At 67.4% G+C, this 26,496-nt stretch carries 24 protein-coding genes and 2 tRNA genes; 12 read left to right on the forward strand and 14 right to left on the reverse strand.

From position 1 onward, the window contains the following. Positions 1 to 1,806: hypothetical protein (locus tag AUL30_RS19950; RefSeq protein WP_192843062.1), on the forward strand; the 1,806-nt coding region annotated here is incomplete at its 5' end. Positions 1,807 to 1,825: 19 nt separating this feature from the next. On the opposite strand, the gene AUL30_RS11565 is transcribed toward AUL30_RS19950, so the two are convergent. Continuing rightward, positions 1,826 to 2,539 carry a transcriptional regulator NanR gene (locus tag AUL30_RS11565; protein WP_062228209.1) on the reverse strand — a complete coding sequence of 238 codons (714 nt, stop codon included), beginning with the start codon at positions 2,537 to 2,539 and terminating at the stop codon, positions 1,826 to 1,828. A 118-nt stretch (positions 2,540 to 2,657) separates the two neighbouring features. On the opposite strand from AUL30_RS11565, the gene oiaX reads away from it, so the two are divergent. The 3 genes from oiaX to AUL30_RS11580 all read left to right on the forward strand — a co-directional run bounded on the left by oiaX (position 2,658) and on the right by AUL30_RS11580 (position 6,666). After that, a complete protein-coding gene (gene oiaX, locus AUL30_RS11570) occupies positions 2,658 to 3,929 on the forward strand; it encodes a 3-oxo-isoapionate-4-phosphate decarboxylase OiaX (RefSeq protein ID WP_062228053.1) in 1,272 nt (423 codons plus the stop codon). A gap of 22 nt (positions 3,930 to 3,951) precedes the next feature. Continuing rightward, positions 3,952 to 5,280 (forward strand): four-carbon acid sugar kinase family protein, encoded by a 1,329-nt coding sequence (locus tag AUL30_RS11575; protein ID WP_062228054.1) that lies wholly within the window; start codon positions 3,952 to 3,954, stop codon positions 5,278 to 5,280. A 78-nt stretch (positions 5,281 to 5,358) separates the two neighbouring features. Continuing rightward, a complete protein-coding gene (locus AUL30_RS11580) occupies positions 5,359 to 6,666 on the forward strand; it encodes an MFS transporter (protein ID WP_062228055.1) in 1,308 nt (435 codons plus the stop codon). 113 nt (positions 6,667 to 6,779) lie between these two features. On the opposite strand, the gene AUL30_RS11585 is transcribed toward AUL30_RS11580, so the two are convergent. The 5 genes from AUL30_RS11585 to AUL30_RS11600 form a co-directional block, all read right to left on the reverse strand. Beyond that, positions 6,780 to 8,159, reverse strand: coding sequence for an FAD/NAD(P)-binding protein (locus tag AUL30_RS11585; protein ID WP_062228056.1), 1,380 nt, complete (start codon positions 8,157 to 8,159; stop codon positions 6,780 to 6,782). A 13-nt stretch (positions 8,160 to 8,172) separates the two neighbouring features. Next, positions 8,173 to 8,631: an RrF2 family transcriptional regulator gene (locus AUL30_RS11590; RefSeq protein ID WP_062228057.1), complete on the reverse strand. Its 459-nt coding sequence runs from the start codon at positions 8,629 to 8,631 to the stop codon at positions 8,173 to 8,175. 123 nt (positions 8,632 to 8,754) lie between these two features. After that, on the reverse strand, positions 8,755 to 8,922 hold the full coding sequence (locus AUL30_RS19760; protein ID WP_157070102.1) for a hypothetical protein: 168 nt from the start codon (positions 8,920 to 8,922) through the stop codon (positions 8,755 to 8,757). A 95-nt stretch (positions 8,923 to 9,017) separates the two neighbouring features. Beyond that, entirely contained in the window at positions 9,018 to 10,694 is a 1,677-nt protein-coding gene (locus AUL30_RS11595; RefSeq protein ID WP_062228058.1) for a thiamine pyrophosphate-dependent enzyme, read from the reverse strand. A gap of 91 nt (positions 10,695 to 10,785) precedes the next feature. Beyond that, positions 10,786 to 11,565, reverse strand: a complete 780-nt coding sequence (locus AUL30_RS11600) for an SDR family oxidoreductase (RefSeq protein WP_062228059.1) — start codon at positions 11,563 to 11,565, stop codon at positions 10,786 to 10,788. 80 nt (positions 11,566 to 11,645) lie between these two features. Here AUL30_RS11600 and AUL30_RS11605 point away from each other — a divergent pair, with 80 nt between their 5' ends. Both AUL30_RS11605 and AUL30_RS11610 read left to right on the forward strand, forming a co-directional pair. Further along, positions 11,646 to 12,410, forward strand: coding sequence for a FadR/GntR family transcriptional regulator (locus tag AUL30_RS11605; RefSeq protein WP_083507886.1), 765 nt, complete (start codon positions 11,646 to 11,648; stop codon positions 12,408 to 12,410). A 20-nt stretch (positions 12,411 to 12,430) separates the two neighbouring features. Continuing rightward, positions 12,431 to 12,916, forward strand: a complete 486-nt coding sequence (locus AUL30_RS11610; RefSeq protein ID WP_157070120.1) for a 2,4'-dihydroxyacetophenone dioxygenase family protein — start codon at positions 12,431 to 12,433, stop codon at positions 12,914 to 12,916. 18 nt (positions 12,917 to 12,934) lie between these two features. On the opposite strand, the gene poxB is transcribed toward AUL30_RS11610, so the two are convergent. Continuing rightward, positions 12,935 to 14,665 (reverse strand): ubiquinone-dependent pyruvate dehydrogenase, encoded by a 1,731-nt coding sequence (poxB, locus tag AUL30_RS11615; protein ID WP_062228062.1) that lies wholly within the window; start codon positions 14,663 to 14,665, stop codon positions 12,935 to 12,937. A 234-nt stretch (positions 14,666 to 14,899) separates the two neighbouring features. On the opposite strand from poxB, the gene AUL30_RS11620 reads away from it, so the two are divergent. Beyond that, complete coding sequence (locus AUL30_RS11620; RefSeq protein ID WP_062228063.1) at positions 14,900 to 15,361, forward strand: response regulator; 462 nt, start codon at positions 14,900 to 14,902, stop codon at positions 15,359 to 15,361. Positions 15,362 to 15,375: 14 nt separating this feature from the next. Here AUL30_RS11620 and AUL30_RS11625 read toward each other — a convergent pair. Next, a tRNA-Phe gene (locus AUL30_RS11625) sits at positions 15,376 to 15,451 on the reverse strand. A gap of 163 nt (positions 15,452 to 15,614) precedes the next feature. On the opposite strand from AUL30_RS11625, the gene AUL30_RS11630 reads away from it, so the two are divergent. Continuing rightward, positions 15,615 to 15,689: transfer RNA gene (locus tag AUL30_RS11630), tRNA-Thr, on the forward strand. A gap of 40 nt (positions 15,690 to 15,729) precedes the next feature. Here AUL30_RS11630 and AUL30_RS11635 read toward each other — a convergent pair. Both AUL30_RS11635 and AUL30_RS11640 read right to left on the reverse strand, forming a co-directional pair. Further along, entirely contained in the window at positions 15,730 to 17,658 is a 1,929-nt protein-coding gene (locus AUL30_RS11635) for an AI-2E family transporter (RefSeq protein ID WP_062228064.1), read from the reverse strand. Positions 17,659 to 17,788: 130 nt separating this feature from the next. After that, complete coding sequence (locus AUL30_RS11640) at positions 17,789 to 18,526, reverse strand: DUF3750 domain-containing protein (RefSeq protein ID WP_062228065.1); 738 nt, start codon at positions 18,524 to 18,526, stop codon at positions 17,789 to 17,791. A gap of 126 nt (positions 18,527 to 18,652) precedes the next feature. Here AUL30_RS11640 and bluB point away from each other — a divergent pair, with 126 nt between their 5' ends. Together bluB and AUL30_RS11650 are read left to right on the forward strand one after the other, a co-directional pair. Next, positions 18,653 to 19,300, forward strand: coding sequence for a 5,6-dimethylbenzimidazole synthase (gene bluB / locus AUL30_RS11645; protein ID WP_244490805.1), 648 nt, complete (start codon positions 18,653 to 18,655; stop codon positions 19,298 to 19,300). A 116-nt stretch (positions 19,301 to 19,416) separates the two neighbouring features. Beyond that, positions 19,417 to 20,571 (forward strand): sensor histidine kinase, encoded by a 1,155-nt coding sequence (locus AUL30_RS11650; RefSeq protein ID WP_062228066.1) that lies wholly within the window; start codon positions 19,417 to 19,419, stop codon positions 20,569 to 20,571. Here AUL30_RS11650 and AUL30_RS11655 read toward each other — a convergent pair. Beyond that, the gene (locus AUL30_RS11655) at positions 20,538 to 20,849 is read right to left on the reverse strand and encodes a response regulator (RefSeq protein ID WP_083507903.1); all 312 of its coding nucleotides are present in this window, start codon (positions 20,847 to 20,849) and stop codon (positions 20,538 to 20,540) included. The genes AUL30_RS11650 and AUL30_RS11655 overlap by 34 nt on opposite strands. A gap of 195 nt (positions 20,850 to 21,044) precedes the next feature. On the opposite strand from AUL30_RS11655, the gene AUL30_RS19415 reads away from it, so the two are divergent. Then, the gene (locus tag AUL30_RS19415) at positions 21,045 to 21,779 is read left to right on the forward strand and encodes an SH3 domain-containing protein (RefSeq protein ID WP_083507887.1); all 735 of its coding nucleotides are present in this window, start codon (positions 21,045 to 21,047) and stop codon (positions 21,777 to 21,779) included. Between the two features lie 9 nt (positions 21,780 to 21,788). Here AUL30_RS19415 and AUL30_RS11665 read toward each other — a convergent pair whose 3' ends face one another. Next, on the reverse strand, positions 21,789 to 22,760 hold the full coding sequence (locus tag AUL30_RS11665; protein ID WP_062228069.1) for a DUF808 domain-containing protein: 972 nt from the start codon (positions 22,758 to 22,760) through the stop codon (positions 21,789 to 21,791). 88 nt (positions 22,761 to 22,848) lie between these two features. Beyond that, a complete protein-coding gene (locus tag AUL30_RS11670) occupies positions 22,849 to 23,109 on the reverse strand; it encodes a GlsB/YeaQ/YmgE family stress response membrane protein (protein WP_062228070.1) in 261 nt (86 codons plus the stop codon). 228 nt (positions 23,110 to 23,337) lie between these two features. On the opposite strand from AUL30_RS11670, the gene AUL30_RS11675 reads away from it, so the two are divergent. After that, the gene (locus AUL30_RS11675; RefSeq protein ID WP_083507888.1) at positions 23,338 to 24,156 is read left to right on the forward strand and encodes a metallophosphoesterase; all 819 of its coding nucleotides are present in this window, start codon (positions 23,338 to 23,340) and stop codon (positions 24,154 to 24,156) included. A 3-nt stretch (positions 24,157 to 24,159) separates the two neighbouring features. Here AUL30_RS11675 and AUL30_RS11680 read toward each other — a convergent pair whose 3' ends face one another. Next, positions 24,160 to 26,466 (reverse strand): polysaccharide biosynthesis tyrosine autokinase, encoded by a 2,307-nt coding sequence (locus AUL30_RS11680; protein WP_062228071.1) that lies wholly within the window; start codon positions 26,464 to 26,466, stop codon positions 24,160 to 24,162. Positions 26,467 to 26,496 lie beyond the last annotated feature (30 nt).

Raw genomic sequence — 26,496 nt, forward strand, 5'->3', positions numbered from 1 at the left:
CCCCGCCGCATCACGGCGGGCCCGCTCAGCGTGGAACTGTCCGGCGGCAATCTGGGGGCCATCCGCTATCGCGGCCACGAGATCCTGCGCGCCATCGCCTATATCGTGCGAGACAGGGACTGGGGCACCTACGATCCCGCGTTGAACGACCTGTCGGTCGAGGAAGGCGCGGACGGCTTCACCGTCACCTACAATGCCGGCTGCGTTGCCCCAGACGGCGCCAGCCTGGGTTTTGCGGCGCGGATCGAGGCGTCCTCGGACGGCCGGTTGCGCTTCATCGTGGAAGCGACGCCGCGCGGCGATTTCGAAACCAACCGGACGGGCTTCTGCATCCTGCACCCGATCGAAGGCGTCGCCGGACAGGCCGTCACAGTGACGCATGTTGACGGATCGACGAAGGCCGCCCGGTTCCCGGACGCCATCGCGCCCTGGCAACCCTTCCTGGACATCCGTGCGCTGACCCACTGGCCGGTGGAAGGCCTGGAAGCAACCTGCCACATGGACGGCGATACGTTCGAGATGGAGGACCAGCGCGCCTGGACCGACGCCTCCTTCAAGACCTATGTGCGCCCTCTTGCCCGGCCCTGGCCCTATCGCCTCGAATCCGGCCGCACGCAGCGGCAGTGCATCACCCTGACCATCCGCGAGACCGCGCCCGTGGCGCCGCGCCTCACCCCGGACAGCATTGCCCTGACGCTCGGGGCAGCGGACGGAACGCGCATGCCGGCCATTGGCCTGTCCCTCGCACCGGCCATGCTGACAGTGCCGGACTGGGCCGACCGGATCGCCGAGATCGGGCCGCAAAGCCTGTCCTTCCTGTACGATCCGGGCAGCGGCCACGATGTCGAGACCCTGCGCGCCTATGCGCAAGGCTGCGCTCAAGCGCCGCGGCGCGAACATGTCCTCGAATTCGTGGTCCCCACGGCGCTGCCGCTCGACGCAGTCTTTGCGGATGCCGCCAGGGCCGTCGCCCAGTCTGGCCTTGCCATCGATGCGGTGGCCGTGCTTGCCGATGTCGACCGCCAGTCCACTCCGCCGGGCAGTGCCTGGCCTGCCTGCCCGCCGCTCGACAGCCTTTACGCTGGGGCGCAGCGTGCCTTTCCCGGCTGCCGGATCGGCGGCGGCATGTTCAGCTACTTCACCGAGCTGAACCGCAAGCGCGTCCCCACGGAACGGCTCGACTTCGTCACCCACGCCACATGCGCCATCGTGCACGCGGCCGACGATCGCAGCGTCATGGAAACGCTGGAAGCCATTCCCTTCATCACCGCATCGACCCGCGGCTTCTGCCCCGATACGCCCTATCGGCTCGGGCCGACGCTGATCGGCATGCGGCAGAACCCCTACGGGTCGCGCACCATGCCCAATCCCGATGGGGTGCGGGTTCCGATGGCCGACGACGATCCCCGGGCACGCGGCCTGTTCGGCGCCGCCTGGCTGGTCGGCTATGCGGCGCGTTTGGCGCGCACGCAACTCCAGTCATGGATCGCGGGCGAGTTCGCCGGCCCGCGCGGCATCGTCCTGCCGGATGGCGCGCCGACGCCGGCCCACGCCATCGTCACACGCCTGGCGGCGCTTGCGGGTCTACCGCGCCTGTCGCTCGCCAGCGATGCGCAAGGCCGGGTGGACGGCATCGCGGCCGGCCAGCCCGATGGTTCGGTAACGCTCCTCCTGGCCAATCTGACGGCGCAGGACCAATCGGTTACCCTGCCGCAGACGCATGTGTGGGATGGGCAGGACGGCTCGGCCCCCTTGTCCCTGCCGCCCTATGCGACGGCCTGGCTGACGGGCCGCGCGCATGGGTGATGCGGGCGCGGCAGGATCGTCAGGCCGTCTGGTGGACGTAGAGCCCGCGGGCGCGCTCCAGGTGCAGCACCATGGCGGCCTCGGCCGCTTCCGGCTTGCCTGCGGCAATCGCCTCCAGGATCTCCGCATGCTCGGCCAGCGTGACGTTCTCCTTGCCGGACCAGAGCAGAAGCTCGGTGTGGTACTGCTTCAGCCAGCCCAGCATGGACTGCGATACGGCACTGAGGATCGGGTTGCCGCAGATCGCCGCAATGCGGTTGTGGAACCGCATGTCGGCGGCCACGAAGTTTTCGGGCGTGCCGAGCGCCGCGCGCTGCAGGTCGAGCAGCGTCCGGAGCGCGTCCACGTCGGCCGGCGTGGCGCGCTCGGCCGCCTGCCGGACGACGCCCCGCTCGAACAGGATCCGCGCCTCCTTCAGATGATCCAGCGCCTCGGGCGAGGTCGACAGCATGATCTCGGCCGCGCGGTTCACCTGCTGGACGACCGATTCCGGCGTCAGCGCCAGGACACGCGCGCGCTCGCCATGGTTGATGGCGATGAGCCCCATGCCCGCAAGGGATTGCATGGCCTCCCGCACGGCCGGACGCCCCACGCCGAACCGGGCCATCAGCTCCCGCTCGGCTGGCATGGCGTCCCCGGGAACGAGTTCGCCCGACACGATCATCGCCTTCAGCCGGTCGAACACTTCCTCGGAGAGCTTCCGTCGAATGATCGGCTCGAGCGGCTTGGCCATGGGCATTGTCCTGCGGATGGGAACGGCGATGATCGGGCGACTGGTATGGTCAGTATACCATTAGCGACACCATCATGGAATCGCTCCAGACGCAATCAGCACAGGAAGGATATACCGGATGTCCGATAGGATCGTCCTGACCTATCTCATCGAAACGCCGGGAGGCGTCGAAGCGCTTGCGCGCAAGATCGCCAGCGATCAGTCGACCGGAACCTTCGTGGCCCTGCCGGGCGAGACGCCGGAGTTGAAGGCCCGCGTCGCCGCAGAGGTGATCGGGCTGCGCATGCTCGACCCGGTGACCGAGCCCTCCTTCGGCCGCAGCCATGCCGATCTTGCCACGCCCACGCTCTTCAACCGGGGTGAAGCCGAGATCGCCTTCCCGATCGAGGCGGTGGGAACCGATCTTGCCGCCCTGATGACGATCGCGATCGGCGGCGTCTATTCGATCAAGGGTCTGAGCGGCGTGCGGATCACCGGGATGCGCCTGCCGGCCGCCTTCGGCGCAGCCTGGCCCGGCCCGCAATTCGGCATTGCGGGCAGCCGGCGCCTGACCGGCGTCGAAGGGCGCCCCATCGTCGGCACCATCGTCAAGCCGGCGCTGGGCCTGCGGCCGCACGAGACGGCCGCGCTGGTGAAGGAGCTGGTGGAGGCTGGCGTCGACTTCATCAAGGACGACGAAAAGCTGATGAGCCCCGCCTACGCGCCCCTGGCCGAGCGCGTGGCGGCGATCATGCCGGTCATCCTCGACCATGAGCAGAAGACCGGAAAGAAGGTGATGTACGCCTTCGGCATCACGGCCACCGATCCGGACGAGATGATGCGCAACCACGATCTGGTGGTTGCGGCGGGCGGCAACGCGGCCGTCGTCAACATCAACTCCATCGGCATGGGCGCCATGGCCTTCCTGCGACGGCGCTCCAGGCTGGTCCTGCACGGCCACCGCAATGGCTGGGACATTCTCACCCGGCATGCCGGGCTCGGCATGGACTTCCCGGTCTACGAGATCTTCTGGCGCCTTCTGGGGGTCGACCAGTTCCAGATCAACGGCATCGGGGCGAAGTACTGGGAGCCCGACGAATCCTTCGTCCGCTCCTTCCGCGCGCTGCGCGAGCCGCTCTTTACGGCTGAAGACCGGCCCATGCCCGTGGTCTGTTCGGGCCAATGGGGCGGCCAGGCCCCGGCGACCTTCGCCGCGGTGGCCACGACGGACCTTCTCTACCTGTGCGGCGGCGGCGTGGTCAGCCATCCGGGCGGACCGGCGGCCGGCGTGCGGGCCGTTCAGCAGGCGTGGGAGGCCGCCACGGCCGGCATCCCCCTCGATCTTCATGCGCGCCACCATCCCGAACTGGCGGCGGCCATCGCCAAGTTCGGCACCGGCAAGGGCGCCTGATGCCGCAAGGAACCCGATCCTCATGACCCAACCCCTGCTTCTCACCTGGTATGGCGACGACCTCACCGGCTCGACCGACGTGATGGAGGCGCTCGCTTTGCGCGGCGTGGACGCCGTCCTGTTCCTCGACATTCCTTCCGACGAGCAGCGCGCCCGCTTTCCGGGCGTCCGCGCCCTCGGCATCGCCGGCACGAGCCGCAGCGAAACGCCGGAATGGATGGATGAGCACCTGCCGCCCATCTTCGCCGCCATGGCGGCGGAGAGTGCCCAGATCAGCCATTACAAAGTGTGCTCCACCTTCGATTCCGCGCCGCATGTCGGCAGCATCGGCCGCGCGCTGGAACTCGGCCGCGCCGCCTTCGGGGACCAGCCCGTGCCCGTCCTGGTCGGCGCGCCGCAGCTCAAGCGCTTCACGGCCTTCGGCACGCTCTTTGCCGCCTATCGGGGCGAAATCTATCGCATCGACCGCCACCCGGTCATGAGCCGCCACCCCGTGACGCCGATGGACGAGGCCGATCTCGTCCGCCATCTTGCCAAGCAGACGCAACTGTCCATCACGCTCCTCGATCATCTGACGCTGACGGGCGCCGATGCCGCCGCAGCCACGGATGCGGCGCGCGACGCAGGGCCGGGCGCCATCCTGATCGACGTGCTCGATCTGCCGGGCCAGGCCGCGGCCGGCCGGGCCCTCGGCCGGCTCGCGGCGGCGGGAAGCCGGTTCGTCGTCGGCTCGTCCGGCGTCGAATACGCGCTTGCCCATGCCTGGACGGCGGAGGGCATCATCCCCGGTTCCGCCAGCTTCCCGCCGCTCGAAGCGGTGGACCGCCTGGCCGTGGTGTCGGGAAGCTGCTCGCCCACCACTGCGCGGCAGATCGCCTATGCGCAGGATCATGGCTTCGACGCCATCGCCATGGATCCGCGCCTCCTGGTCCAGGGCGACGAGGCCGGCTACGCGGCCGTGCGCGACAGGGCCGCCCGCGCCCTGGAGGCCGGCGGCAGCCCCATCGTCTACACGGCCCTCGGGCCGGACAGCGATTTGGGCGCCGAGATTGCCGAAGCGCCCGGTGCGCGGCACGCCATCGGCCGCGGCCTCGGCCGGTTGCAGGCCGATCTGGTGCGGCGGGCGGGCCTGTCACGCGCGGTCATCGCCGGTGGCGATACGTCCAGCCATGCGCTGCGCCAGCTCTCCGTCTTCGCGCTGACCGCGCGCTACCCCATTCCCGACTCTCCCGGCTCCCCCCTATCCACGGCCTTCAGCGACGATGCCGCCTTCGACGGGCTGCAGATCGCGCTGAAGGGCGGCCAGGTGGGCGGCGACGACTACTTCGTGCGCATCCGCGACGGCGGTTGACGCATCGAGGCCAGGCCGGGCCCCTCGGCCCGGCACATTCCCCGGACGATTGTTTTTCACCCTCTAAGGTTTACTCTCATGCAAGCCTCTCCCTCGGTGGAGACGTCGGCGATCCGCAAGATCACCTGGCGCCTCGTGCCTTTTCTCGGGCTGATGTTCTTCATCAACTTCCTGGACCGGACGGCCATCGGCTTTGCCGGTCCGAACGGAATGACGGCCGATCTCGGCCTGACGGCGGCCCAGTTCGGCTTTGCCGCGGGCATCTTCTTCATCGGCTACATTGTCCTGGAGATTCCCAGCAACCTTGCCCTGCACAAGTTCGGCGCGCGCCGCTGGCTCGCCCGGATCATGGTGACATGGGGCATCGTATCGCTGCTCTTCACCTGGGTGGAGACGGCAACGCAGCTCTACTGGCTGCGCTTCCTCCTGGGCATCGCCGAGGCAGGCTTCTTCCCCGGCGCGATCCTGTTCCTGTCGCTCTGGGTCCCGGCACGCCACAGGGCCAAGGTCCTGGCGGTCTTCTACGTCGCCCAGCCGTTGACGACGGTCATCGGCGCGCCGATCGCCTCCGCGCTGATCCAGGCGCATGGCGCCTTCGGACTGGAAGGCTGGCGGATCATGTTTTTCGGCGTGTCCGTACCGGCGATCATCGTCGGCATCATCACCTTCTTCTACCTGCCGGATCGTCCCGACGATGCGAAGTGGCTGACCAGGGACGAACGCGACTGGCTCAACGGCGAACTCTCGCGGGAAGACAAGGTCAAGGCGGCCAGCCACGGCCGTGGCTCCGCCCAGGCGCTGATGAGCGGTCGGGTTTGGCTTCTGTCGCTGATCTATTTCGGCTTCGTCTACGGGCTCTACGCGCTGGGCTTCTTCCTTCCGACCATTATCGGCGGCTTCGAGGCGGAGTTCGGAACCAAGTTCACCATCATGGAGCGCGGGGTCATCACCGCCATCCCCTATCTGCCGGCGGCCGTCGCGCTCATCCTGTGGAGCCGTGATGCATCGCGGCGCGGGGTGCGCCCCTGGCATATCGGCATCCCGGCCCTTGTCGGCGCCATCTCCATCCCTCTGGCGCTGATCATGCCGACACCGACGCTGACGATCATCGTCATCACCATCACGGCCTCGGCGATCTTCTCGGCCCTTCCGAACTTCTGGTCCTTCCCGGCCCGCTTCCTCACCGGGGCGGCTGCCGCGGCGGGCATCGCCCTCATCAACACGATGGGCAACATTGCCGGCTTCGCAGCGCCCTACATCACCGGCGCGGTCAAGGACGCGACCGGCGGCTACGGCGTTCCGATGACGATCGTCGGCGGCTTCATGCTTCTGTCGGCCATCCTGTCCTTCGCCGTCCTGACGCGGCTGAAAGAACCACGGTCCTGACGGGCCCGCCGACCGGACGGCTTGAGCCGTCCGCTCGGCCTTCTGCTGCAATTGTCGGGCGGACGGCTTGAGCCGTCTGCCCGGCCTTCCACTCCAATCACCGGGCGCACGGCTCAGCCCGTGCGTCCGGCCTCCTGGATCAACCGCCGAGCCAGGGCCGCGCATTGCAGCCGGATGTCCGGAATGGCGGTCACTTCCCAGAACAGCGCCCGTGTGACGGGTCCGACGGCCAGGAGCCGCCGCGAGGCAGCGCCCCGCCGGTCGACGAGCGCGCCGAAGGCATCCGTCTCGATGCCGATCCGAAGCGGATCGAGCCGCGCCTCCCCTGCCTCCACGAGCCGGGCCATCAGATGGTTGCGCCCCGAAAGCGGGTCGCGCAAAATCCCCGTGCAGTCGATCACCCGCCGCACCGCAAGCGCGCTCGCCTCCCCGCCGCGCAGGCGCAGCGCCAGATGGATCGTGTCACCCTCCTGTCGCTTGTCGACCACCCGCCCGGCCAGCACCCGCAACTGTCCGTCCGACAGGCTCTGCGCAATGCCCTCGGCCGCCTGCGGCGCCATGCGGTGGCGGTGGATTTCCCAGAAGGTGCGGGCGTGCCGCAGGAAGCGCGCCCGGCTGTCGATGGACATGGACTGCCAGATCGCCTGCGTGTGCGGCCGGACGGCATCCATCAGATCGCGCCAGTCCCCGCCATTTCCGCCGTGCCATCGCGCCGCGCCACGCAGCCAGCGTGTCAGATAGGCGACGCTCGTCCCGAAGGGGATATCGGCCGCATCCAGCCGGAAGGGGGTCGAGGCCCGCGCATGGACAAGCGGCAGAAGCCCGCGCCGGGAAAGGGCGGTGATGGGGCCATGGTGCCCCGTCCGCCGAAGCCTGGCGACATTGTCCACCATGGACAGGCCGGTTCCCAGAATAGCGACCGGCGCGTCCGCCGGGAGCGGCGCTGCGCGGCTGTCTTCCCATGGGCCGACAATGCCGGTGGCATCCGTCGCCTCCGGCTCGGCATGTCCCGTGGCCAGAACGACCACGCCCGCCAGTTCGGTGCGCCCGTCGGCCAGTTCCACCGCCACGCCGCCCCGCATCTGCGCAAGGTCGACGCATTCGCCCTCGACGATGCGCAGGCGCCCCGTGCCATCGGCACTCAGAAAGGGGGCCAGGACATCACTCAGATAAGCGCGGTAGACGCGGCGCGGCACGAAGCAGAAGGGATCGCGGCAATCGACACCGGCGCCCCGGTCATCCGCCTGCAGCCAGCGCCAGAAATGGTCCGGATCGTCCGGCCAGGCGCTCATGCCGCTGGCGCGCGTGTTGAGAAGGTGGTCGGGCTCGTCGGTCGAATAGGCGATGCCGGCGCCCACCACGCTGCGGCGCTCCAGGATCGTCACGCGCAGCCGAGCATCGCCGAAGCGTAACAGATGCGCCGCCAGGATGGCGCCACTGGCGCCGCCGCCGACGATGAGAATAGAGCCGGCGTTCAGGACGGTACCCCGCATGGCGAAGCGGCGGCTAGAGGCTCGCCATGATTTCCTTCAGGCCGGCATCCTCGTGCTCGGCCGCGTTCAGAACGTCGCCCAGGCTCTTCTCGTCCAGGACGGCCGAAATGGCATTGCGGACCTCCAGCATGATCCGGCGCACCGCACAGGTCTTTTCGTCCCGGCAGTCGTCGCAGCGGCGGTAGGCCGTGCGGCTGGCGCAGGATATGGGCGCCAGCGGCCCTTCCAGCACACGCAATATGTGGCCGATCCGAATGTCGTCCGGAGCGCGGCTGAGCACATAGCCGCCGCCGCGGCCCTTGCGCGCATGCACCATGCCGGCCATCCGCAGATCGGCCAGAATGGTATCCAGGAACTTCTTGGAAATATTGTTCGCCCTGGCGATCTCTTCCGACAGCGCACGTTCTCCGTCGGGCATGTTCGCAAGGTGCAACATGGCCTTCAGGCCATACTTGCCTTTCATCGTCAACATGGCTGCTGTCGGGTCTCCACGGCATGGCGGACGAGGTTGTCCAGCCACTATGTAGACTGACCCGTCTGAAAAAACCACGCCCCGAGGGCCGTTCCTGCCGGTTCGGGAAGTCGATGCCTGCCGTCATCGCAGAGCGGAGACGAGATCCGGCCGGGGAAGATGGTCCGACGTTCCGGCGAAAGGTCCGACACCCAGGATCGCCGCCAGCACGATCACGATCGACAGACCGGCGCCAAGGCGCGCCAGGGCCAACTCTCCGCGTTTCGCTCCGCCCTGTGGCCTGCCGCTCATCGTCACCTCATCGCGTTCCATGAAGCAAGGATAGGCTGGCGACCGGCGGAGCCACCAGAAAGGAATTGTCCATTCTCACGATAGATTGAGCAATTTTATTGCGTTCCACCATCGGCGCGCTGCCGGGCGAGCGCCGCCTCCCGCATTTGGGTCAGCGTCTGGCGGGGCGTCAGCGCCTCGGCCGCGATGGCAAGGTCCAGGACGGCGCCGGTTGTCGAGGCGGTAGCCCGGGCGAAGGCGGCGGGAAAATCCTGCGTGCGCTCGACGCGCTCGGCGTGGAACCCATAGGCTTTCGCCAGAAGGCAGAAGTCGGGATTGACCATGGTCGTGCCACTGACGCGGCCGGGATAGTGCCGTTCCTGATGCGCCCGGATCGTGCCGTAAATGCCATTGTTGAGGATCAGCACGATCGGTTGTGCCTTGGCCTGCATGGCGGTTCCGAGTTCCTGGCATGTCATCTGCACATCGCCGTCGCCGGCAAAGCAGACGACCATGCGGTCCGGGCAGGCGAGCCGCGCGGCGATGGCGGCCGGCAGGCCGTAGCCCATGGCCCCGGCTTGCGGCGCGAGCAGCCGCGCCCCCTTGCCGAACTTGAAGAACTTATTCGGCCAGACCGTGAAGTTGCCGGCCCCGTTGGTCAGGATGACATCCGGCGGCAACACCGCACGCAGATGCGCGGTGACGGCGACCATATCCACCGGGGACGGTTGGGCAGGCGCGTCGAAGGCGGCCTGGAAGGCGGCACGGGCATCCCGGCGCCATTGCGCCCAGGGCCCCGCCACGGGCCGCAGGCTCGCTGCGAATGCGTTCGGCCCGGCCTGTATGCCGATCGTCGGCTGGTAGATTTTCCCGATCTCCCGGTCCGAGGCGTGGACATGGATCAACCGCTGCGCGGGGACAGGCACCGCGAGCAGGGTATAGCCATCCGTCGTCATCTCGCCGAAGCGGATGTTGACCGCCAGGATCGCGTCGGCATCGCGGATCAGGGCCCGCACATGGGGGGGCATGCCCACGCCGGCCTCTCCGGCATAGACGTCGGAGTTATTGTCGAACTGGTCCTGGTAGCGGAAGGCGGCGACGACGGGAATGTCCGATGCTTCCGCAAAGGCCTGCAGGGCGGCCCGGCCGGCCGCGCTCCAGTTGCAGCCGCCCAGGATGATCAACGGGCGCTCCGCGCTGCGCAGCATGTCGAGGCTGTCCCGAAGGGCCTGCGGATCGGGCGCCGGCTCCGCGATGCGCGGCGCACGGGCCAGGGGCGCCACATCGGTGCGGGCGGTCAGCATGTCTTCCGGCAGGGCGATCACCACCGGCCCCGGCCGGCCCGTCATCGCGGTGGCATAGGCCCGTCCGACGAGTTCCGGCAGGCGGGCGACATCGTCGATCTCGACCACCCATTTGGCCATGGTGCCGAAGACGGCGCGATAATCGATCTCCTGGAAAGCCTCGCGGCCACGCATGTCCGTGCCCACCTGCCCGACGAAGACGAGCATGGGCGCAGAATCCTGCATGGCCGTGTGGATGCCGATCGACGCATTGGTCACGCCCGGCCCCCGGGTAACGAAGCACAGGCCCGGCTGCCCGGTCAGCTTGCCCCAGGCCGCGGCCATGAAGGCCGCCCCGCCCTCGTTCCGGCACAGGGTGAAGTCCAGCCGCCCGACCGTGTCATGCAGCGCGTCGAGCACCGCCAGGTAGCTTTCGCCGGGCACGCCGAAGCCCCGCGTCGCGCCCAGGCCGATGAGGCACTGGACCAGGAGTTCACCACCATTGCGCATTCGATCGTTCCTCCCGACTGCCCGCCCATCCGCCGATGGCAGTTTCAACGCCATCGGATGCCAGCGTCAACGCGTCCTGGCACACCCCGCGTCACAGGATGCCGGGATAGGCGCCGCCGTCGATCAGGAGGCTCTGGCCGGTCACGTAGCCCGACGTCGCCGCGCAGAGAAAGGCGCAGGCTGCGCCGAATTCGGCCGGCTGGCCGAAACGGGCGGCCGGGATCTCGTCCCGGCGGGCCTGTGCCAGTTCGGCCGGATCGATCCCGCGGCTCGCCCCTTCCCGCGTGAAGGACCCGGTCAGGCGGTCGGTCTCGAAGGAGCCGGGCAGAAGGAAGTTGATCGTCACATTGTCGCGCGCCACCTGCCGCGCCACTCCGCCGAGATAGCCGGTCAGGCCCGCCCGCGCACCGCTGGACATGTCGAGCATGGGCAGCGGCATCTTCACCGAGGATGAGGTGATGTTGACGATCCGGCCGAAGCGGCGCTCCACCATCCCGTCGATCACCCGGCGCACCATGTCGATGGGGGCGATCATGTTCGCTTCCAGCGCGCTGAGGAGGGCTTCCCTGTCGACGGAGCGGAAATCCCGCAGCGGCGGCCCGCCATTGTTGTTGACGAGGATATCCACCGTTCCGGCCTCGGCGACGAGCTCGGCCCGCAGCCCGGCATCGTCCATGCTGCCGGCCACGGTCACGACGTCGACGCCGGTCTCGTCCGCGATGTGCCGGGCGGCCTCGTCGAGCCGCGCGCGATCGCGCCCATTCATGACGAGCCGCACGCCCTCCCGCGCCAGCGCCGTGGCACAGGCGAGACCCAGCCCCCGGCTGGACGCGCAGACGATGGCGCTGCGGCCGGTGATGTGCAGATCCATGGAAAACCCCCTGCTCTTTCCTCAGCAAACATCTTATGTTTAGACAGTGCGACACCCCTGATCCAGGGATAACAGGCTTCATGCAGCAGGAAACGTCAGATCAATTGCGGGACGCGACCGGCCGCGGCAAGCTGCCGGCATTGGTCGACCGGCTCGGCCGGGATGTCGCCGGCGGGGTCTACCGCCAGGGCGAGCCCCTGCCGGCCGAACCCGAACTCGGCCTCCTGCACCAGGCCAGCCGCTCCGTCGTGCGGGAGGCGGTCAAGACGCTGGCGGCCAAGGGCCTTCTGCGCGTCGGCCCGCGCACGGGCACCGTCGTCAACCCGATGGAGCGCTGGAGCCTGCTCGATCCGGCCGTGCTCGGCTGGATGGTCTGCGGCGGCGCCCACCGCCCCCTCTTTGGCGCGATCGACGAGGTCCGCTACCTGATCGAACCACAGGCGGCGGCCCTGGCGGCCGAGCGCGCCGGGCCGCAGGATCTGCAGCGGCTGCGCACGGCTTTCGCAGCCATGCAGTCCGCCGCGACGGAAGGTGACCGACAGGCCGCCATCCGGGCCGACAAGGCATTCCACCTCGCCATATTGGAAGCGACGGGCAATCCGGTCCTGCGGGCCTTCGATGCGGCCGTCGGCGCCATGCTGGATATCCTGTTCCGCGAGGCGGTGGACCATATTGGCGGCTTTCGCGACAATCTGTTCCGGCATGCCGAGGTGCTGGAGGCGATCGCCACCCGCAAACCGTCAGAGGCCAGCTTCGCCATGCAGCGCCTGATCGGCTTCACGCGGGAAAATATGCAGCGCGCCGGCTTGTACGAGCCGCAGGATCACAAGGGAGAAACGCAATGACCAACGGCTTCTATCGCGACATGACGGGGACCACCCACCGCCTGGCCCCGCCGGAGATCGTGGTGACCGCCATGCCGGAGGACGAGCGCGTCTGGGTTCCCCAGGCGCCGGATGTCTGGTTCCGGCCCTTGATGCTCAACACGCTGGCCGGCCAGTGGTGCAATCTCTTGCGCGTGCGCAAGTCGGGCATCCTGTCGCGCCACCTCCACCCCAATCCGGTGCACGGCTTCGTCCTGAAGGGGCGCTGGCACTATCTGGAACATGACTGGGTGGCGCAGGAAGGCTCCTATGTCATGGAGCCCCCGGGCGAGATTCACACCCTGACCGTTCCGGACGACGTCGCGGAAATGATCACCTTCTTCAACATCACCGGCTGCATGATCTACCTGGACGCGGATGATCGCCATATCGGCTACGAGGACGTCTTCACCAAGATCGATATGTGCCGCGCCCATTACGAAAAGGTCGGGCTTGGGCGCGACTATGTGGACCAGTTCGTGCGCTGAGGCGCACGCACCTCTGCGCTAGCGGGGCCTCAGGAGATTGGCCGATGCCAGTTCCAGGACCTCGTCGCCCCGCCCGCTGATCACCGCGCGCAGCGCGTAGAGGCTGAAGCCGAGCGCCTGCTGCGCCTTGATCTTGGGCGGCAGGATCAGCTCCTGCGGCTCGATGGGCACGTCCACGAGCACCGGGCCGGGATGGGCCAGGGCTTCGGCAAGGACCGCTTCCAGCCCATCCGCATCGCGAACGCGCAGCCCCTTGATGCCGACGGCCTCCGCCAGGGCGGCGAAGTCGGCATTCTTCAGGCTCGTATTGGCGTCGAGATATCCTGCCGCCTTCATTTCCATGGCGACGAAGCCGAGCTGCCCGTTATTGAACAGGATGATCTTCACCGGCAAGGCGTGCTGGGCGAGCGTCAGCACCTCTCCCATCAGCATGGTGAAGCCGCCGTCGCCGGACATGGAGATGACCTGGCGCTCGGGAAAGGCGGCCTGCGCGCCCATGGCCTGCGGCATGGCATTGGCCATGGAGCCATGGTTGAACGAGCCGATGAGCCGCCGCTTGCCGTTCATCGTCAGGTAGCGGCACGCCCAGACCGCCGGCGTGCCGACATCGGCCGTGAAGATCGCATCTTCACTGGCCAGCCTGTCGAGCATGCGGGTGACATATTGCGGATGCAGCGGCTTGCCCGCCGGGCTGGGCGTCGCCAGATCGTCGAGACCCTCGCGCGCCTTGGCGTAATGCGCCCGTGCGGTGCGCAGGAATTGCGGATCACGGCCGGGCTCGATCATGGGCAGGAGGCGTTCGGCGAGCGCACCCACATCGGCCTGTATGCCGATGTCGAGCGGCACGCGACGGCCGAGCGCCTGCGGATCGATATCGACCTGCGCGATGCTCGCCTTTTCCGGATAGAAGTTGCGATAGGGAAAATCGGTGCCCAGCATCAGGAGCGTGTCGCATTCCATCATGGCATGGTAGCCGGACGAAAAGCCGATCAGCCCCGTCATGCCGACATCGAACTCATTCTCCCATTCGATATGCTCCTTGCCGCGATAGGCATGGACGATCGGCGCCTGCAGCGCCCGCGCCAGCTCCACGACCGCATCATGCGCCCCGGCCGTACCGCTGCCACACAGGAGCGTCACGGCGGGCGAAGCGTTCAGGAGCAGCGCCAGCTGCCGCAAACTCGCCTCGTCCGGCTGGATGGTCGGCCGGGCCAGTGGCGCAAAAGCTGCGCCGCGCGCAGCTGTCGCCGGCTTCAGGCAGATATCTCCCGGGATCACGATCACCGCGACGCCCCGATCCCCGATGGCGGCGCGCATGGCCCGGTGGAGCACTTCCGGCATCTGGCGCGGATCGGTCACCAGTTCCACGAAGTGGCTGCATTCCCGGAAAATCTCCGTCGGATGCGTTTCCTGGAAGTAGTTCAGGCCGATCTCCGTGGAGGGGATCTGCGCCGCGATGGCCAGAACGGGGACACGGTTGCGGTGGCAGTCGTAAAGGCCGTTGATGAGGTGCAGATTGCCCGGCCCGCAACTCCCGGCACAGACGGCGAGCCTGCCAGTCGCATGCGCCTCTGCACCGGCGGCAAAGGCGCCCGCCTCCTCGTTGCGCACATGCATCCAGGCAATCGCGCCCGATTTTTCCAGACTGTCGTTGATAGCGTTCAGGCTGTCGCCCGTCACGCCCCACATCCGCTCCACGCCCGCCGCCGCCAGCGTGTCCACGATCTGATCCGCAACCGTCCGTGCCATGGTCGTTCCCCGTGCCTGCAACTCTAGGTGTAGGTGGCGCGGCGGCCGTGACTTGAAAGGCCGCGCATAAGTCCAATGCGTCTTGCGAAGGGCTGAGGGCGCTCGAAATGCGCGCCCGACGACCAATGACCGCCTCTCGATCGGGGCTGGCTGTACGGGCAGTATGCCGCACCGTGCGGATCGATTGGCGCGTGCGTGGCGTTAGCCCCGTGCAAACCGGAGGTCCGACAGACAATGGTCGACGATTATTCGCCCTTCGCTCTTGTCGCGGACGACGACGCCTTCATTGCCATGGACGCCTGCCAGATTCTCGAGGATGCGGGCTTCAGAACCTTTCAGGCTGCCGATGTCGATGCGGCGGTGGCGATTCTGGAGGAGAATGCCGAAAGCATCCAGCTCCTGTTCTCCGACGTCCAGATGCCGCCGAGCGAGCGGGACGGCTTCGAACTGGCCAGACTGACCGCCGAACGCTGGCCGCACATCAGCATCATCGTTGCATCCGGCATGGCAAAGCCCGAACCCGGCGCGATGCCGGAGGGCGCCCGCTTTATCCTGAAGCCGTTTTCAGCCGATGTAGTCTACCAGCATCTGCAAGAAGTGCTTCCCGACGGCAAGAAGCCGAGGCCGCTGGTCGAGAAGGCGACGGGCTTACGCACGGCGTGCGCTCAGCCGCAAGCTTGGCCAGAAGACATATGATTCTGAAAAGTAGGTGGTGCCTAGGGACGGGATCGAACCGCCGACACTGCGATTTTCAGTCGCATGCTCTACCAACTGAGCTACCTAGGCATTTCGGGTTCGCGCGCCGCTTTTCAGCGGGTCCGCAACCCGAGGATGGGCGCCTTATAGGCAAGCGCCGGAACCCTGTCCAGCCCCTTTGTTGCCCCGTCGCAAACTTGCATCGAACGCCTTGCGCTCCGTGCGTCATCATGCAATAGACGCGCCGTCGATAGCTGCGGTAGCTCAGTGGTAGAGCACTCCATTGGTAATGGAGAGGTCGAGAGTTCAATCCTCTCTCGCAGCACCAGACGCTCCCATAAAAGTTGCGTTGCCTTACAGCCACCTGCTCACGCTGCGCCCGCTTCCAGGCGCTTGCGCTGGAAGCCGATGCGGCTTTGCGGTTGGCGCAGGGGGATGGCCGAAGTGTCGGAGAGCGCTTCGCCGATCGCCTGCGCGATGGAGCCTGCCACGAAGTCGGCATTGGTCGTATCCGGGGACATGGCCGCCCCGCGGTCTTCCGCGGCGTCGGGCACAAGGAGGCCGATGCGGATGTTGGGGCGCATGCGCTTTAACCGGCGCACAACCTGGCGCGCCTGGGGCAAGGAACGTGGGTTCAGGTAGACGACGACGATGGCGTCCGCCTTGACGCTCGGCAAGGCCTGGATGCGGTCGAGGCGCAGCGTCTGGTGATTGGCTGTCTCGGCCTCCGCGCCGAGCACTTCCAGGCACTGGGCGACCATCATGGCGGCGGCGTCGTCGAGATCGCCGCGCCCGCCCATGCACAGGACGGTCTTGCCCGTCCCGTCGGGGGCGGCGGAGGCCAGTGTGTCCTGGCGCTTGGTCCATTCGACCTTGGCGTCTTCCGAGGCCTCGACGTCGTTTTCCTCTTCCTCGGCAATATCGTTCAGATTGGCGATGAGGTCGTGCACCGTGTCGCGGACCTGAACCCGCTGCACATCGCTCAACACGCCGCGCTGCCGGTCCTTTTCCCCCAGGATCAGCGCCGGGACGCCGATCTCGTCGTAGAAGTCCACCAGATACTCTTCCGCCAGGTAGGTCTCCGCATGGTCGGTCGCCTCCTCCGGATCGCCCGCCAGAAGGCGCTGGTACAGCCGGGCATGCGGCTCCAGCACCGGCTCGTTGCCGAGGAGCACGTTCAGATACGAAAATTGCGGGACATGCCGGCCGAGCACCACCAGGCACACCGTCAGCGGCGTCGACAACAGCAGGCCGAGCGGGCCCCAAAGCCATGTCCAAAAGATTGCCGCGACGATGATGGCGAGCGAGGACAGCCCCGTGCGCGACCCGTAGAGCCAGGGCTCCACGATGTTGTTGCTGATCAGCTCCATGCCGATGAAGAGCGCTGCCGTCCACAAGAGGAGGCTCCAGCCGGGCGCCACGGCCACGGCCAGGAAGAGCGGCAGGACCATGCCGAGAATCGGCCCGACATAGGGGATGAAGCGCAGCACCAGGGTGAGCGATCCCCAGAGCAGGGCATTGGGAATGCCGAGAAGCCACAGACCCACCGTGATGGGCACGGCATAGAGCGTGTTGACGAGAAGCTGCGCCAGGAGATAGCGCCCCACACGGCGCCCGGCATCCTGGAGCGCCTGCGTCGTGCGGTGCAGATCGTCATAGCCGACAAGCCGGATGAAGCGGTCGCGCAGCTCCTCGCGTTCGAGAAGCATGAAGATGACGAGCACGATGATCAGGCCGAGCGTGGCGAAGGGACTGATCAGCGGGACGATATAGCTCAAAAGCGTGGTGATGGGGCTCGTACGGTCGATGATCTCCACCGGCATGGGGGCTTGCGCGTCCACGACCGCCTGACCCTGGTTCAACTGCGCCCCCACATTCTGCACGGCGGTGGTGATGCGTGACAGAATACCCTCTCCCGCGCCCATTTCCTGCAGATTGCGCACCTTGGCGATGATATTGGCCTGGTAGCTCGGAATGTTCTGGGCAAGCCCCGCCACCTGCGCGCCCACCACCGCGCTGTAGACGCCGATCAGCGCAAAGGCGAAGCCGACCGACAGGACCACGGCCAGGATGCGCGGCACATGGCGCTTGCGCAGGAAGGACACGACGGGCGCCAGGGCGAAGGTCAGGAGCAGGCCGATCGCCAGGGGCTGGAGTACGTCCCGCGCGACGTAGAGAATCGCCGCTGCCGCGATCAGGATGACGACGGCCGAGACACCCTGTGCCGGGCGCTGCGCCATGTCCGCCGGTTTGGCGGTAGCGGCTGCCGGAACTCGGTCGCTGCGCAGCTCGCTCATTCCCGCAATCCTCCACTGATCGGTCGCAGGAGGCATATAGGCGCGCAACAGACGTCAGCGAGCAGCGCCAAGGCCCGGCCGCGCAATAAATTGTCGCATGCCGAACGCGGCCCGCTACGAGGCCGATGGGTCAACGCAAGGCGAGCGTTCCGACGGCCGGCAGCTTGATGCCGAGCCGCTCGAAATCGATGCCGGCGGCAAGCCCCAGAAGATTGACCTCGATCCCGCTGGCGGTGCCGACCGTGACGCCCGCATAGCCACCGAGCGAGGCGCGAAAATCCCGCCCGTCGGGTGTCAGACCGAAGGTGCCCCAGCCGGGCGCATAATCCTTGCCCACCGCATTGGGTGGCAATCGGCCGCCGAAGCCCGGGACGGCATTGAGGACATAGGCCACGAAGCTGTTCGAGTTGGGTCCGGGCCAGATCCGGTAGGCCCCCATTTCCCGGTACGGATAGGCCGCGATGGCCGCGTCGAACTGCGGCAGCATGGCGATTGCGTCCGATCCTGTCACCGCATGCACGATGAAGGGCGGGTTGGAGTACCAGTAGCCGTCCGCTTCGTACTGGTCACGGCGGATGGGCATGCCCCACCCGACCTTGTCGTAGCGCTCGTAGCGGTCCTGGTCCGGGCGCTTGAGGATCAGCCAGCTGTGCACGGAGAGCGCCCCCTTCAGCCCGCCGGTCCGGGCCGCCAGAACATAGATGGCGGCCTGGCCGCGCTCCGGCGGCGGCAGAAGCCCGGCCGAGCTCCAGCTTGCGTTGCGCCAGCTTGCAGGATGATCGCCCAGCGACCACCAGCCCAGGCCCAGGAGAACCGGCAGGACGAACAGGCAGGCAAACGCCGCCGAAACACCGCGGACGATCGTCATGTCGTTCGGCACGCTCCATTGTGATTGCCGTCGCAGTGAGGCAAGCACCGTTTGTGCCGCGCCATTCGGGCCAAGTTGCGGCGGAACGGCGCAGCCCTGCCGCGCCCCTTGGAAGGACGGAGCCGCATGATGGACGAGGGGCACGAACCGGTCTTCGATCCCGCCTTCCGGGCAGACTTCGCTCGGCTCCTGGAATGGCGCCGCGACGTGCGGCGCTTCGAGACGACACCCCTGCCCGGCGGCACGTTCGAGCGGCTCGTGGCGCAGGCCGCCTGTGCGCCGTCGGTCGGGCTGAGCCAGCCATGGCGTTTCGTCCTCGTCGAAAGCGCTGCCGCACGCCGGGCGGTGCGCAACTCCTTCGAGCGCTGTAATGAAGATGCCCTGTCCAGCCTGTCCGGTGAGCGGGCGGCACTCTACGCCCGGCTCAAACTCGCCGGCCTGGACGAGGCGCCGTGCCAGTTTGCCCTGTTCTGCGATCGGGCGACCCGCAAGGGGCACGGGCTCGGCTGCCGCACCATGCCACAGACGCTGGACTATTCCACCGTCATGGCGCTGCACACGCTCTGGCTCGCCGCACGGGCCGAGGGGATCGGGCTCGGCTGGGTCTCGATCCTTAACCCGGACGAAGTCCGCGCCGCGCTGACGCCGCCCGCGGCGTGGCATTTCATCGGCTATTTCTGCGTGGGTTACCCCCGTCAATCCTCGAACGTGCCGGAGCTCGAAAGCGCGGGCTGGGAAGAGCGCGCCGCACTCCCGGAAATCCTTTGCCGATAGGCTACCTCTTATGATTAGCTAAGACTTGATTGCTGCGGCCCGACGCGGTGAAATTGCGCTAAAGTGTCACAGTGTTTTCAAGGGTCGAAACAGGAGGTCGGGTCATTCCAGGCGATATGTCCGCAGTTGACGATGCCAAGGTCGCGCGCCAGGCCGCGCTCGTGTCCTACGGCATTCTGGATACGCCCGCCGAGACCGACTTCGACGACCTGGTGAAAATTGCCGCAGATGTCTGCGAGGCGCCGATGGCGCTGGTCAATCTGGTGGCGCAGGATCGCCAGTTCCGCAAGGCCGAGCTGGGGCTGGACACGGCGCGCATGCCGGATCGGATCGCCTTCTGCGACCATGCCGTAGAGGCCGGCCCCCTGCTGTTGGTTCACGACGCGCTGGCCGATCCGCGCTTTGCGCAGGATCCCGACATCGTCGCGGCCGGCTTTCGCTTCTATGCCGGCGCGGTTCTGACATCGCCCGGCGGGCACGCACTCGGGACGATCTGCGTCCTCGACACCGTCCCGCGCAGCCTCAGCGAACATCAGATCCGCACGCTGCGCATGCTGGCGCGCACCGCCGTGGCGCAGCTCGAAATGCGCCGGCTGATCGCCGAGCGCGACGCCAGCATCGAGGAGCTGCGGGAGGCGAACCGGCGGCGCGCCGTGCTGACGGGGGAGCTGTCGCACCGCATGAAGAACACGCTGGCCGTGGTTCAATCCATCGTCGGACAGAGTTTCCGCACCGCGAGCTCGCTCGAAAATGCGCGCAACGCCGTGGCGAGCCGCCTGTCGGCGCTGGCCCGTGCCCAGGATCTTCTGACGGGATCGGTCTCCACCAGCACCAGCATCGCCGATACGGTGGAAGCGGCCCTTGTGCCGCATCGTGACAAGGACGAGCGGATCCGCGTTCAGGGGCCGCAAGCCTTCCTGAACGAGCAACAGACCATGGGGCTGACCCTGGCCATCCACGAACTCGCCACCAATGCCTGGAAATACGGCTCGCTCAGCGCTGCGGGCGGCCATGTCTCCATCGGCTGGACGGCGACGGAGGATGGCGCCTTCACCTTCCGTTGGGCGGAAATGGGCGGCCCGAGCGTTTCGGCGCCCGAGCGGCGCGGCTTCGGCACGCGGCTCCTGCAACGCATCGTGGCCAGCTATTTCGGGGGGGCGGCGCAGTTGAGCTTCGAGCCGACGGGCCTCGTCTTCGAACTGACCGGACGGCTGGAGGAGATCGTCCCCACCGGAGATCAGGCGGCAGCCAATGCCAGCAATTCTTCGTAGCGATAGGGCTTGACCAGGAAGACGGCCCCCGGCGGCAGCGCGTCGCGGCCGGGGTGCTGACGCCCGGACAGGATGACAATGCGCGTCTGCCCGCCGCGGCGCGCCACCTTCTGCGCCAGGTCCAGCCCGTCGATCCCGCCGGGCATGTTCACATCCGTATAGACGACGTCGTAGCCCGTTCCACGCTCGATCATGTCCCAGGCATCGTCACCACTCGCCGCCTCATGGACGGTGATGCCGTTGTCTTCCAGGAAATCCACCAGAGCCATGCGGACCATGGGCTCGTCTTCGACGACCAATGCCAGCAATTCTGCACACCCGACACACTGCGTTGCGATAAAAGCTAGGACACGTCCCGCTCGCGTAAAGGCGCCTGACTAAGGTGGCATGAATGGGCGGTCAAGCCGGGCCTGCAGGTCGGTCTTTGTTAACGAAGCGCGTGCCATCCTGCCCACCATGCCGACGGGGGACTGATGGTCAAGAAGACGCGACGCAAACCGGCCCGACGCGCCGCGCCGCAACGGTCCGGCATCGGAGCCGGGTGGTGGCTCACCGCAATCGTGGCGGTGGGCTTGGCGGTGCACGGCGCCAATCCCGCCCTGTTCCGCTCGGCGCAAAGCCGCGTGGAGGCGCTTCTGGCCGGTGAGCCAAAACGAGAGCCGGCGCGCATGGCCGCCCGTCCCGCGCCGGAACGCAAGGTCGAGCCCGCACCCCGCCGCGAAGCATCCCGCGCGCCTGCGGAACCGACCCGCAGGAGTCCGGACGCCGCGTCCGGGCAGGCCAGGGCTCCGGCGGCAAATCCCGTCCCGGCGGCCAATGTGCCGGTACGGCCGACGGTTCGGCCCGTTCTGCCAACGCCCCGTGTCGCCGCTGTTCCGACGGGCGGTCGGGCTCCGGCCCTGACCGCTGCCCGCACGCCCCTCCACGCGGAGCCGAGCGCGCGCTCGGGTGTGCGCACGACCTTGGAAGCCGGCAGGGCGTTGAAGGTCATCGAGGCCCGGGGCACATGGCGCCGGGTGGAGGCGGGAATTTTCACCGGCTGGATCGAGGCCAATGCCCTGCGCGGCACTGGCACTGGCACTGGAACCGGCACGGGCACGCGCAATGGTGCGGCCGCGCTCCCCGCCGCCATGACCGCACCCACCGTGCGGACACCGACGCGGCAGACGCCGCCCCGCCCGCAGGCGGACGTGACCGGGAGCCGCTGAGCCGGCCGATCAATGGCCGCCGCGCATGCCGAGCGCCGGCTGCACGATCCGGTGCACCAGAAAGACGATGACGAGACCGACCGCCAGGCCGATGAGCGCGGCGATGAAGGCGCCCGCCACCCAAGATGCGACACCGGCGATCTGTGGCAGCGCCTGCGCGGCGGCATCGGACATCGCGTGCATGACATGGCCCGGCGCGTTCACCTGCCAGCTTTCCAGTGCGTGCACCAGGATCCCGCCACCGACCCACAGCATGGCGACGGTTCCCACGGCCGCCAGCAGCTTCAAAAACCCCGGCATGCCCTTGACGAGGCCCCGGCCAATACCCCGGACCACCGACCCGAAGACCGGCGTGCGCACGCGGCTTGCCGCCATGGCGACACCGACATCGTCCGCCTTCACGATGATGGCGACAAGCCCATACACGCAAACGGTGACCATGACCGCGACCACCGCCAGGACCACGGCGCGCATCCAGATGGAATCGGCATCGATCGTGGCGAGCGTCAGCGCCATGATTTCTGCGGACAGGATGAAGTCGGTCCGGATCGCGGAGGCGATCTTCGCGTCCTCCTGTGCGAGGGCGTCTCCCACCGGCTTTGCCGCGGGATCGGGACCGGCATGCGGCATCGTGTATTCGAGCAGCTTCTCGGCGCCTTCGTAGCACAGGTAGAAACCGCCCAGCATCAGAAGCGGCATGATCAGCCATGGGGCGAATGCACTGAGGAGCAAGGCGGCCGGCAGCAGGAACAAAAGCTTGTTGCGCAAGGAGCCGAGCGTGATGCGCCAGACGATGGGCAGCTCGCGCTCGGCGGCAAAGCCGACCACGTAGCGCGGGGTCACGGCCGTATCGTCGATGACGATGCCGGCAGCCTTCAGCCCCGCCCGCCCGGACTGCGCCACGACGTCGTCGAGCGAGGCCGCCGCCACCTTGGCGATGGCCGCCACGTCATCCAGAAGTGCCAGAAGACCCGTCGCCATACCCGTCCCACCTCGTCAGCCGGCAAAACAAAACCCGCCCGACAATGCCGGGCGGGCCGAAGAGTTCCTTATCAACCGCAAGTCCGCGTCAGTGGCGGACGCGGTTTCCCCGAAGGGCGCGCGCAATGGCGATGAGGATACAGGCGCCGATGAAGCCGGCGATCAGGTAGCCGAGCCAGCCGCCGAACGACACGCCCAACAGACCGAAGAGGAAGCTCGCGACCGCGGCTCCGATGATGCCGAGGATGATGTTCATGAACACCCCCGTATCGCTTTTCATGAATATCGTAGCCAGCCACCCTGCAAGACCGCCGATGATGATTGCCGCAATCCAACCTACGCCGTCCATAACACTCTCCTGAACAAGACCTTCGGCACAGGAAGTGAAGCGCAACGGCCCTTCGTCAAGAAGCGGCATCTGAAAATACGGCTTTTATGTGCGCGATGCCGCGTGGAAAGCATGATAAAGGCTCCGATCCGGCCTGTCCGCCCGTCCGAAAACGTTCGAGGGTAGACTGCGCTGCAATGACCGACGTGCCGTTCCGCCCGTCGATCATCCGCGAAAGGACCTGATCGGATGAAGACACTGTCGCGCCTCCTGTCGATGCGCTCCGGGCGATCCGATCGGGCGGGCCGCAAGGTCCATGCGCGGCTCTCCCTCCCCTGGCCGACAGGCCCGGTCTATGCCGTGGGCGATGTCCATGGCAGCCTCGATGCCCTTCTGGACCTGGAACGGGAGATCCTGCGCGACGCGGCGCATTTTCCAGGCCCCAAATGCATTATCATGCTGGGCGACTACGTGGATCGCGGACCGTCCTCGGCGCAGGTGATCGAGCATCTCATCCAGCCGCTGGCGCAGGACATGACCCGCCTCTGCCTTGCCGGCAACCATGAACTGGTCATGCTGGACTATCTGGACGGCCGGGCGAGGCTCGAGGATTGGCTCGGCTACGGGGGCGACAAGACGCTTACGTCCTATGGGCTGGACCTGACCCGCCTGCAGCAGATCTCCAGCCCGGCCGAGCGCGATGCACTCATCCGGCAGAACATACCGCAGACGCACCAGACCTTCTTGCGGCACCTTGCCATTCTGGTGGACATGCCGGGCTTTCGCTTCGTGCATGCGGGCTACCGGCCGGACAAGCCACTCGGCCGGCAATCGGACTGGGATCTGGCGACCGTGCGGGACGCCTTCTACCGCCGGTCGGCGGCCTGCGAGCGCATCGTCGTTCATGGTCATACGCCGAGGGACGAGCCCGTCCAGGCGGAGCGGCGCATCGGGATCGATACGGGCGCCTGCTTCACCGGCCGCCTGACGGGCCTGCGCCTGTGGCACAATACCGGGCGTTTCCTGTCGAACCGGCCGGGCGGCAGCATCCGGCCGGCCATCGCCTGAGCGTCAGGCTTCCTCGGTATAGTAGGCGCGGTAGCGCTGGGCATACTGCTCCGGCCCGTCCGGCGTGCCGTACAGCGCCAGGCGCTTCATATCCGTCTTGGCGAGCAGAAGCCCCAGGACCTTGGAGTTGATCTCGCGCTGGCCTTCCAGCGCCGACCGGACCAGATCGCGCGGGGTCTTGCCCCATTCGGCCACCATGACGAAAGCGTCGCAATGCGGCTCGAAGGCGCGGGCATCCAAAAGGGCGCCGAGCGGCGGCAGATCCACCACGACATAGTCGAAATGCTGCCGCGCCTCGGCAAGGAGCGTGCCGGTGGCGGCGCCGGCCAAAAGCTCGGCCGTCGGCGCAAAGCGCGTCTGCGGCACGGAGGGCAGGATGACCACCCCCGTATAGCGATCCTGCAGGAGGGCATTGTGCCACGGCGCCGCACCCGACAGGACATCGGACAGGCCGGTCTGCGGCGGGCGCAGAAGCGCGCGGCTGAGGCCGGGATTGCGCATATCGGCATCGATCAGCAAGGTCCGGTAGCCGCTCGCGGCCAGGAGCGCGGCAAAATTGGCCGAGCTCGTGCTCTTGCCTTCGCCCGGCAGGACGGAGGCGAAACCGATCACCCGGCATGCCGTATCCGGAAGCGATGCCTCCGCCACCATGCGGGCATGGCGCAGGCTCTCGGCCATGCTGGATCCCGGGGCAATGGAGGCGAAGCGCAGTTCCGGCGGCATCAGCGCTTCGCCGTCCGACAGCGGCGCGGCGCGGGCCGCCGCCGCCGACAGGATGGCGCGGTCGAAGAGCGGCAGGTAACCCAAGAAGCGCAGCCCGAGCGTATGGGGCACTTCGCCGCCGGTGCGGAAGGCACGCTCACGCAGCTCGCGAATGCCGGCCACGGCCGCCCCGCCCATCAGGCCGAGCACGAGCGACAGCGCCAGCGTCAGGGTCCGCCGCGGGCTCGAGGGGCTGACGGGATTGCCGGCGGGCGAAATGACGCGTGCCTTCGCGATGGGGAAGGACTGGTGCTGGGAGGCTTCCTCGTAGCGTGTCAGGAAGGTCTGGTAGAGGGTGGACAGCGTGTTGGCATGCTGCTCCAGCTCGCGCAGCCGGACGAGCGCCGTGTTGGTTTCCGGTGCCTGGCCGGTCAGAAGGGCGAGATTGTCCCGCAGCGAACTCTCGCGGGATTGGGCGACCTCGTACTCGTTGCGGTAGCTGTTGGCGAGTTGCTGCAGTTCGCGGAAGATCTGTTGCGTCAGATCGGCTTCCTGCCGCGCCAGGGCCACGGCCTGCGGATGCTCCGCGCCGAACTGCTCGACAATGCCCGCCCGGCGCTGCACCACCTGCAGGTAGCGCTGACGCAGGTCCACCATGGCCTCGGTGCCGGGCTGCTCGGTGCTGGAGATGGTCGCGTTCTGGACGGCGTTTTCCGGTCCCGAATCCACGATCGACTGGAACTGCCGGAAGCGAGCCTGGGCCCGTGCCGTTTCCGCCTGGGCCAGGATGAGCTGGCCGTTCAACTCGCTGAGCTGCTGTTCGGAGATGAGTTCGCCGCGCGCGGCCGTCAGCCCGTTTTCGGCGCGGAAGCGCTCCACTTCCAGCGCCGCCGTCTGGGACGAGCTGCGCAACTCGTCCAGCCGCTGCTGCAACCAGGCCGTGGCCTGCTGCGTGGCCTCGAAATTGGCGTCGAGCTGGTCGGCCAGATAGGCCCTGGCATAGGCGCGTGTAATATCCCCTGCCAGGACACGGTCCGACGCGCGGAAGGACAGCTCGATGACGAAGCTGCGGCCGACGCGCTCGGCATCGAGGCCCTGCTGGAGCAGCGCCTGGGCCTTGCCGAGCCGGGCATTGGCCATTTCTTCCTCGGTCAGTTCGGGGCCGGCAGAGACGAGCTCGATGACGCCCCGCAGGCGCGATTTCAGCCATCCGAACGCCGATTGCGGCGGGTTCAGGAAGGCTGCGTTGTCGGCCAGGCCCATGTCCTGCGCCACCGTCCGGGCAAGGCGCGACGAGCTGAGGATCTCCACCTGGTTCAGGACGACCGAGTCCATCTGCAGCGGGTTGCGCGCCTGTGTATCGGCTTCGGCGAAGCGGCCGAGATCGTCGTCCAGGAGCACGCGGGTGGAGGCCGTGTAGACCGGCGGAGCGGTCAGGAGATAGAGCCCACCCAGCACCAGGCCCACCGCGGCGCCGGCCGCCGCGAGCTTCCAGTTGCGCCGGACCATGCCATACAGCCGGTCCAGATCGATGAATTCGTCCTTGCGCTCGTTCACCGGCGGCAGCACCTGAACTTTGCCATGCATGGGGAAATGGTTCTGGTTCATGTTCTTGCCAGCGCCTTTGTGGATTGCATC

This window comes from Aureimonas frigidaquae (assembly GCF_001463905.1).
GTDB lineage: Bacteria > Pseudomonadota > Alphaproteobacteria > Rhizobiales > Rhizobiaceae > Aureimonas > Aureimonas frigidaquae.

Excerpts from the sequence above, each read along its gene's own strand:
- AUL30_RS11565 (WP_062228209.1), bottom strand. The coding sequence starts at position 2,539 with ATGGCCAAGCCGCTCGAGCCGATCATTCGACGGAAGCTCTCCGAGGAA.
- oiaX (WP_062228053.1), top strand. The coding sequence starts at position 2,658 with ATGTCCGATAGGATCGTCCTGACCTATCTCATCGAAACGCCGGGAGGC.
- AUL30_RS11575 (WP_062228054.1), top strand. The coding sequence starts at position 3,952 with ATGACCCAACCCCTGCTTCTCACCTGGTATGGCGACGACCTCACCGGC.
- AUL30_RS11580 (WP_062228055.1), top strand. The coding sequence starts at position 5,359 with ATGCAAGCCTCTCCCTCGGTGGAGACGTCGGCGATCCGCAAGATCACC.
- AUL30_RS11585 (WP_062228056.1), bottom strand. The coding sequence starts at position 8,159 with ATGCGGGGTACCGTCCTGAACGCCGGCTCTATTCTCATCGTCGGCGGC.
- AUL30_RS11590 (WP_062228057.1), bottom strand. The coding sequence starts at position 8,631 with ATGTTGACGATGAAAGGCAAGTATGGCCTGAAGGCCATGTTGCACCTT.
- AUL30_RS19760 (WP_157070102.1), bottom strand. The coding sequence starts at position 8,922 with ATGAGCGGCAGGCCACAGGGCGGAGCGAAACGCGGAGAGTTGGCCCTG.
- AUL30_RS11595 (WP_062228058.1), bottom strand. The coding sequence starts at position 10,694 with ATGCGCAATGGTGGTGAACTCCTGGTCCAGTGCCTCATCGGCCTGGGC.
- AUL30_RS11600 (WP_062228059.1), bottom strand. The coding sequence starts at position 11,565 with ATGGATCTGCACATCACCGGCCGCAGCGCCATCGTCTGCGCGTCCAGC.
- AUL30_RS11605 (WP_083507886.1), top strand. The coding sequence starts at position 11,646 with ATGCAGCAGGAAACGTCAGATCAATTGCGGGACGCGACCGGCCGCGGC.
- AUL30_RS11610 (WP_157070120.1), top strand. The coding sequence starts at position 12,431 with ATGACGGGGACCACCCACCGCCTGGCCCCGCCGGAGATCGTGGTGACC.
- poxB (WP_062228062.1), bottom strand. The coding sequence starts at position 14,665 with ATGGCACGGACGGTTGCGGATCAGATCGTGGACACGCTGGCGGCGGCG.
- AUL30_RS11620 (WP_062228063.1), top strand. The coding sequence starts at position 14,900 with ATGGTCGACGATTATTCGCCCTTCGCTCTTGTCGCGGACGACGACGCC.
- AUL30_RS11635 (WP_062228064.1), bottom strand. The coding sequence starts at position 17,658 with ATGAGCGAGCTGCGCAGCGACCGAGTTCCGGCAGCCGCTACCGCCAAA.
- AUL30_RS11640 (WP_062228065.1), bottom strand. The coding sequence starts at position 18,526 with ATGACGATCGTCCGCGGTGTTTCGGCGGCGTTTGCCTGCCTGTTCGTC.
- bluB (WP_244490805.1), top strand. The coding sequence starts at position 18,653 with ATGATGGACGAGGGGCACGAACCGGTCTTCGATCCCGCCTTCCGGGCA.
- AUL30_RS11650 (WP_062228066.1), top strand. The coding sequence starts at position 19,417 with ATGTCCGCAGTTGACGATGCCAAGGTCGCGCGCCAGGCCGCGCTCGTG.
- AUL30_RS11655 (WP_083507903.1), bottom strand. The coding sequence starts at position 20,849 with ATGGTCCGCATGGCTCTGGTGGATTTCCTGGAAGACAACGGCATCACC.
- AUL30_RS19415 (WP_083507887.1), top strand. The coding sequence starts at position 21,045 with ATGGTCAAGAAGACGCGACGCAAACCGGCCCGACGCGCCGCGCCGCAA.
- AUL30_RS11665 (WP_062228069.1), bottom strand. The coding sequence starts at position 22,760 with ATGGCGACGGGTCTTCTGGCACTTCTGGATGACGTGGCGGCCATCGCC.
- AUL30_RS11670 (WP_062228070.1), bottom strand. The coding sequence starts at position 23,109 with ATGGACGGCGTAGGTTGGATTGCGGCAATCATCATCGGCGGTCTTGCA.
- AUL30_RS11675 (WP_083507888.1), top strand. The coding sequence starts at position 23,338 with ATGAAGACACTGTCGCGCCTCCTGTCGATGCGCTCCGGGCGATCCGAT.
- AUL30_RS11680 (WP_062228071.1), bottom strand. The coding sequence starts at position 26,466 with ATGAACCAGAACCATTTCCCCATGCATGGCAAAGTTCAGGTGCTGCCG.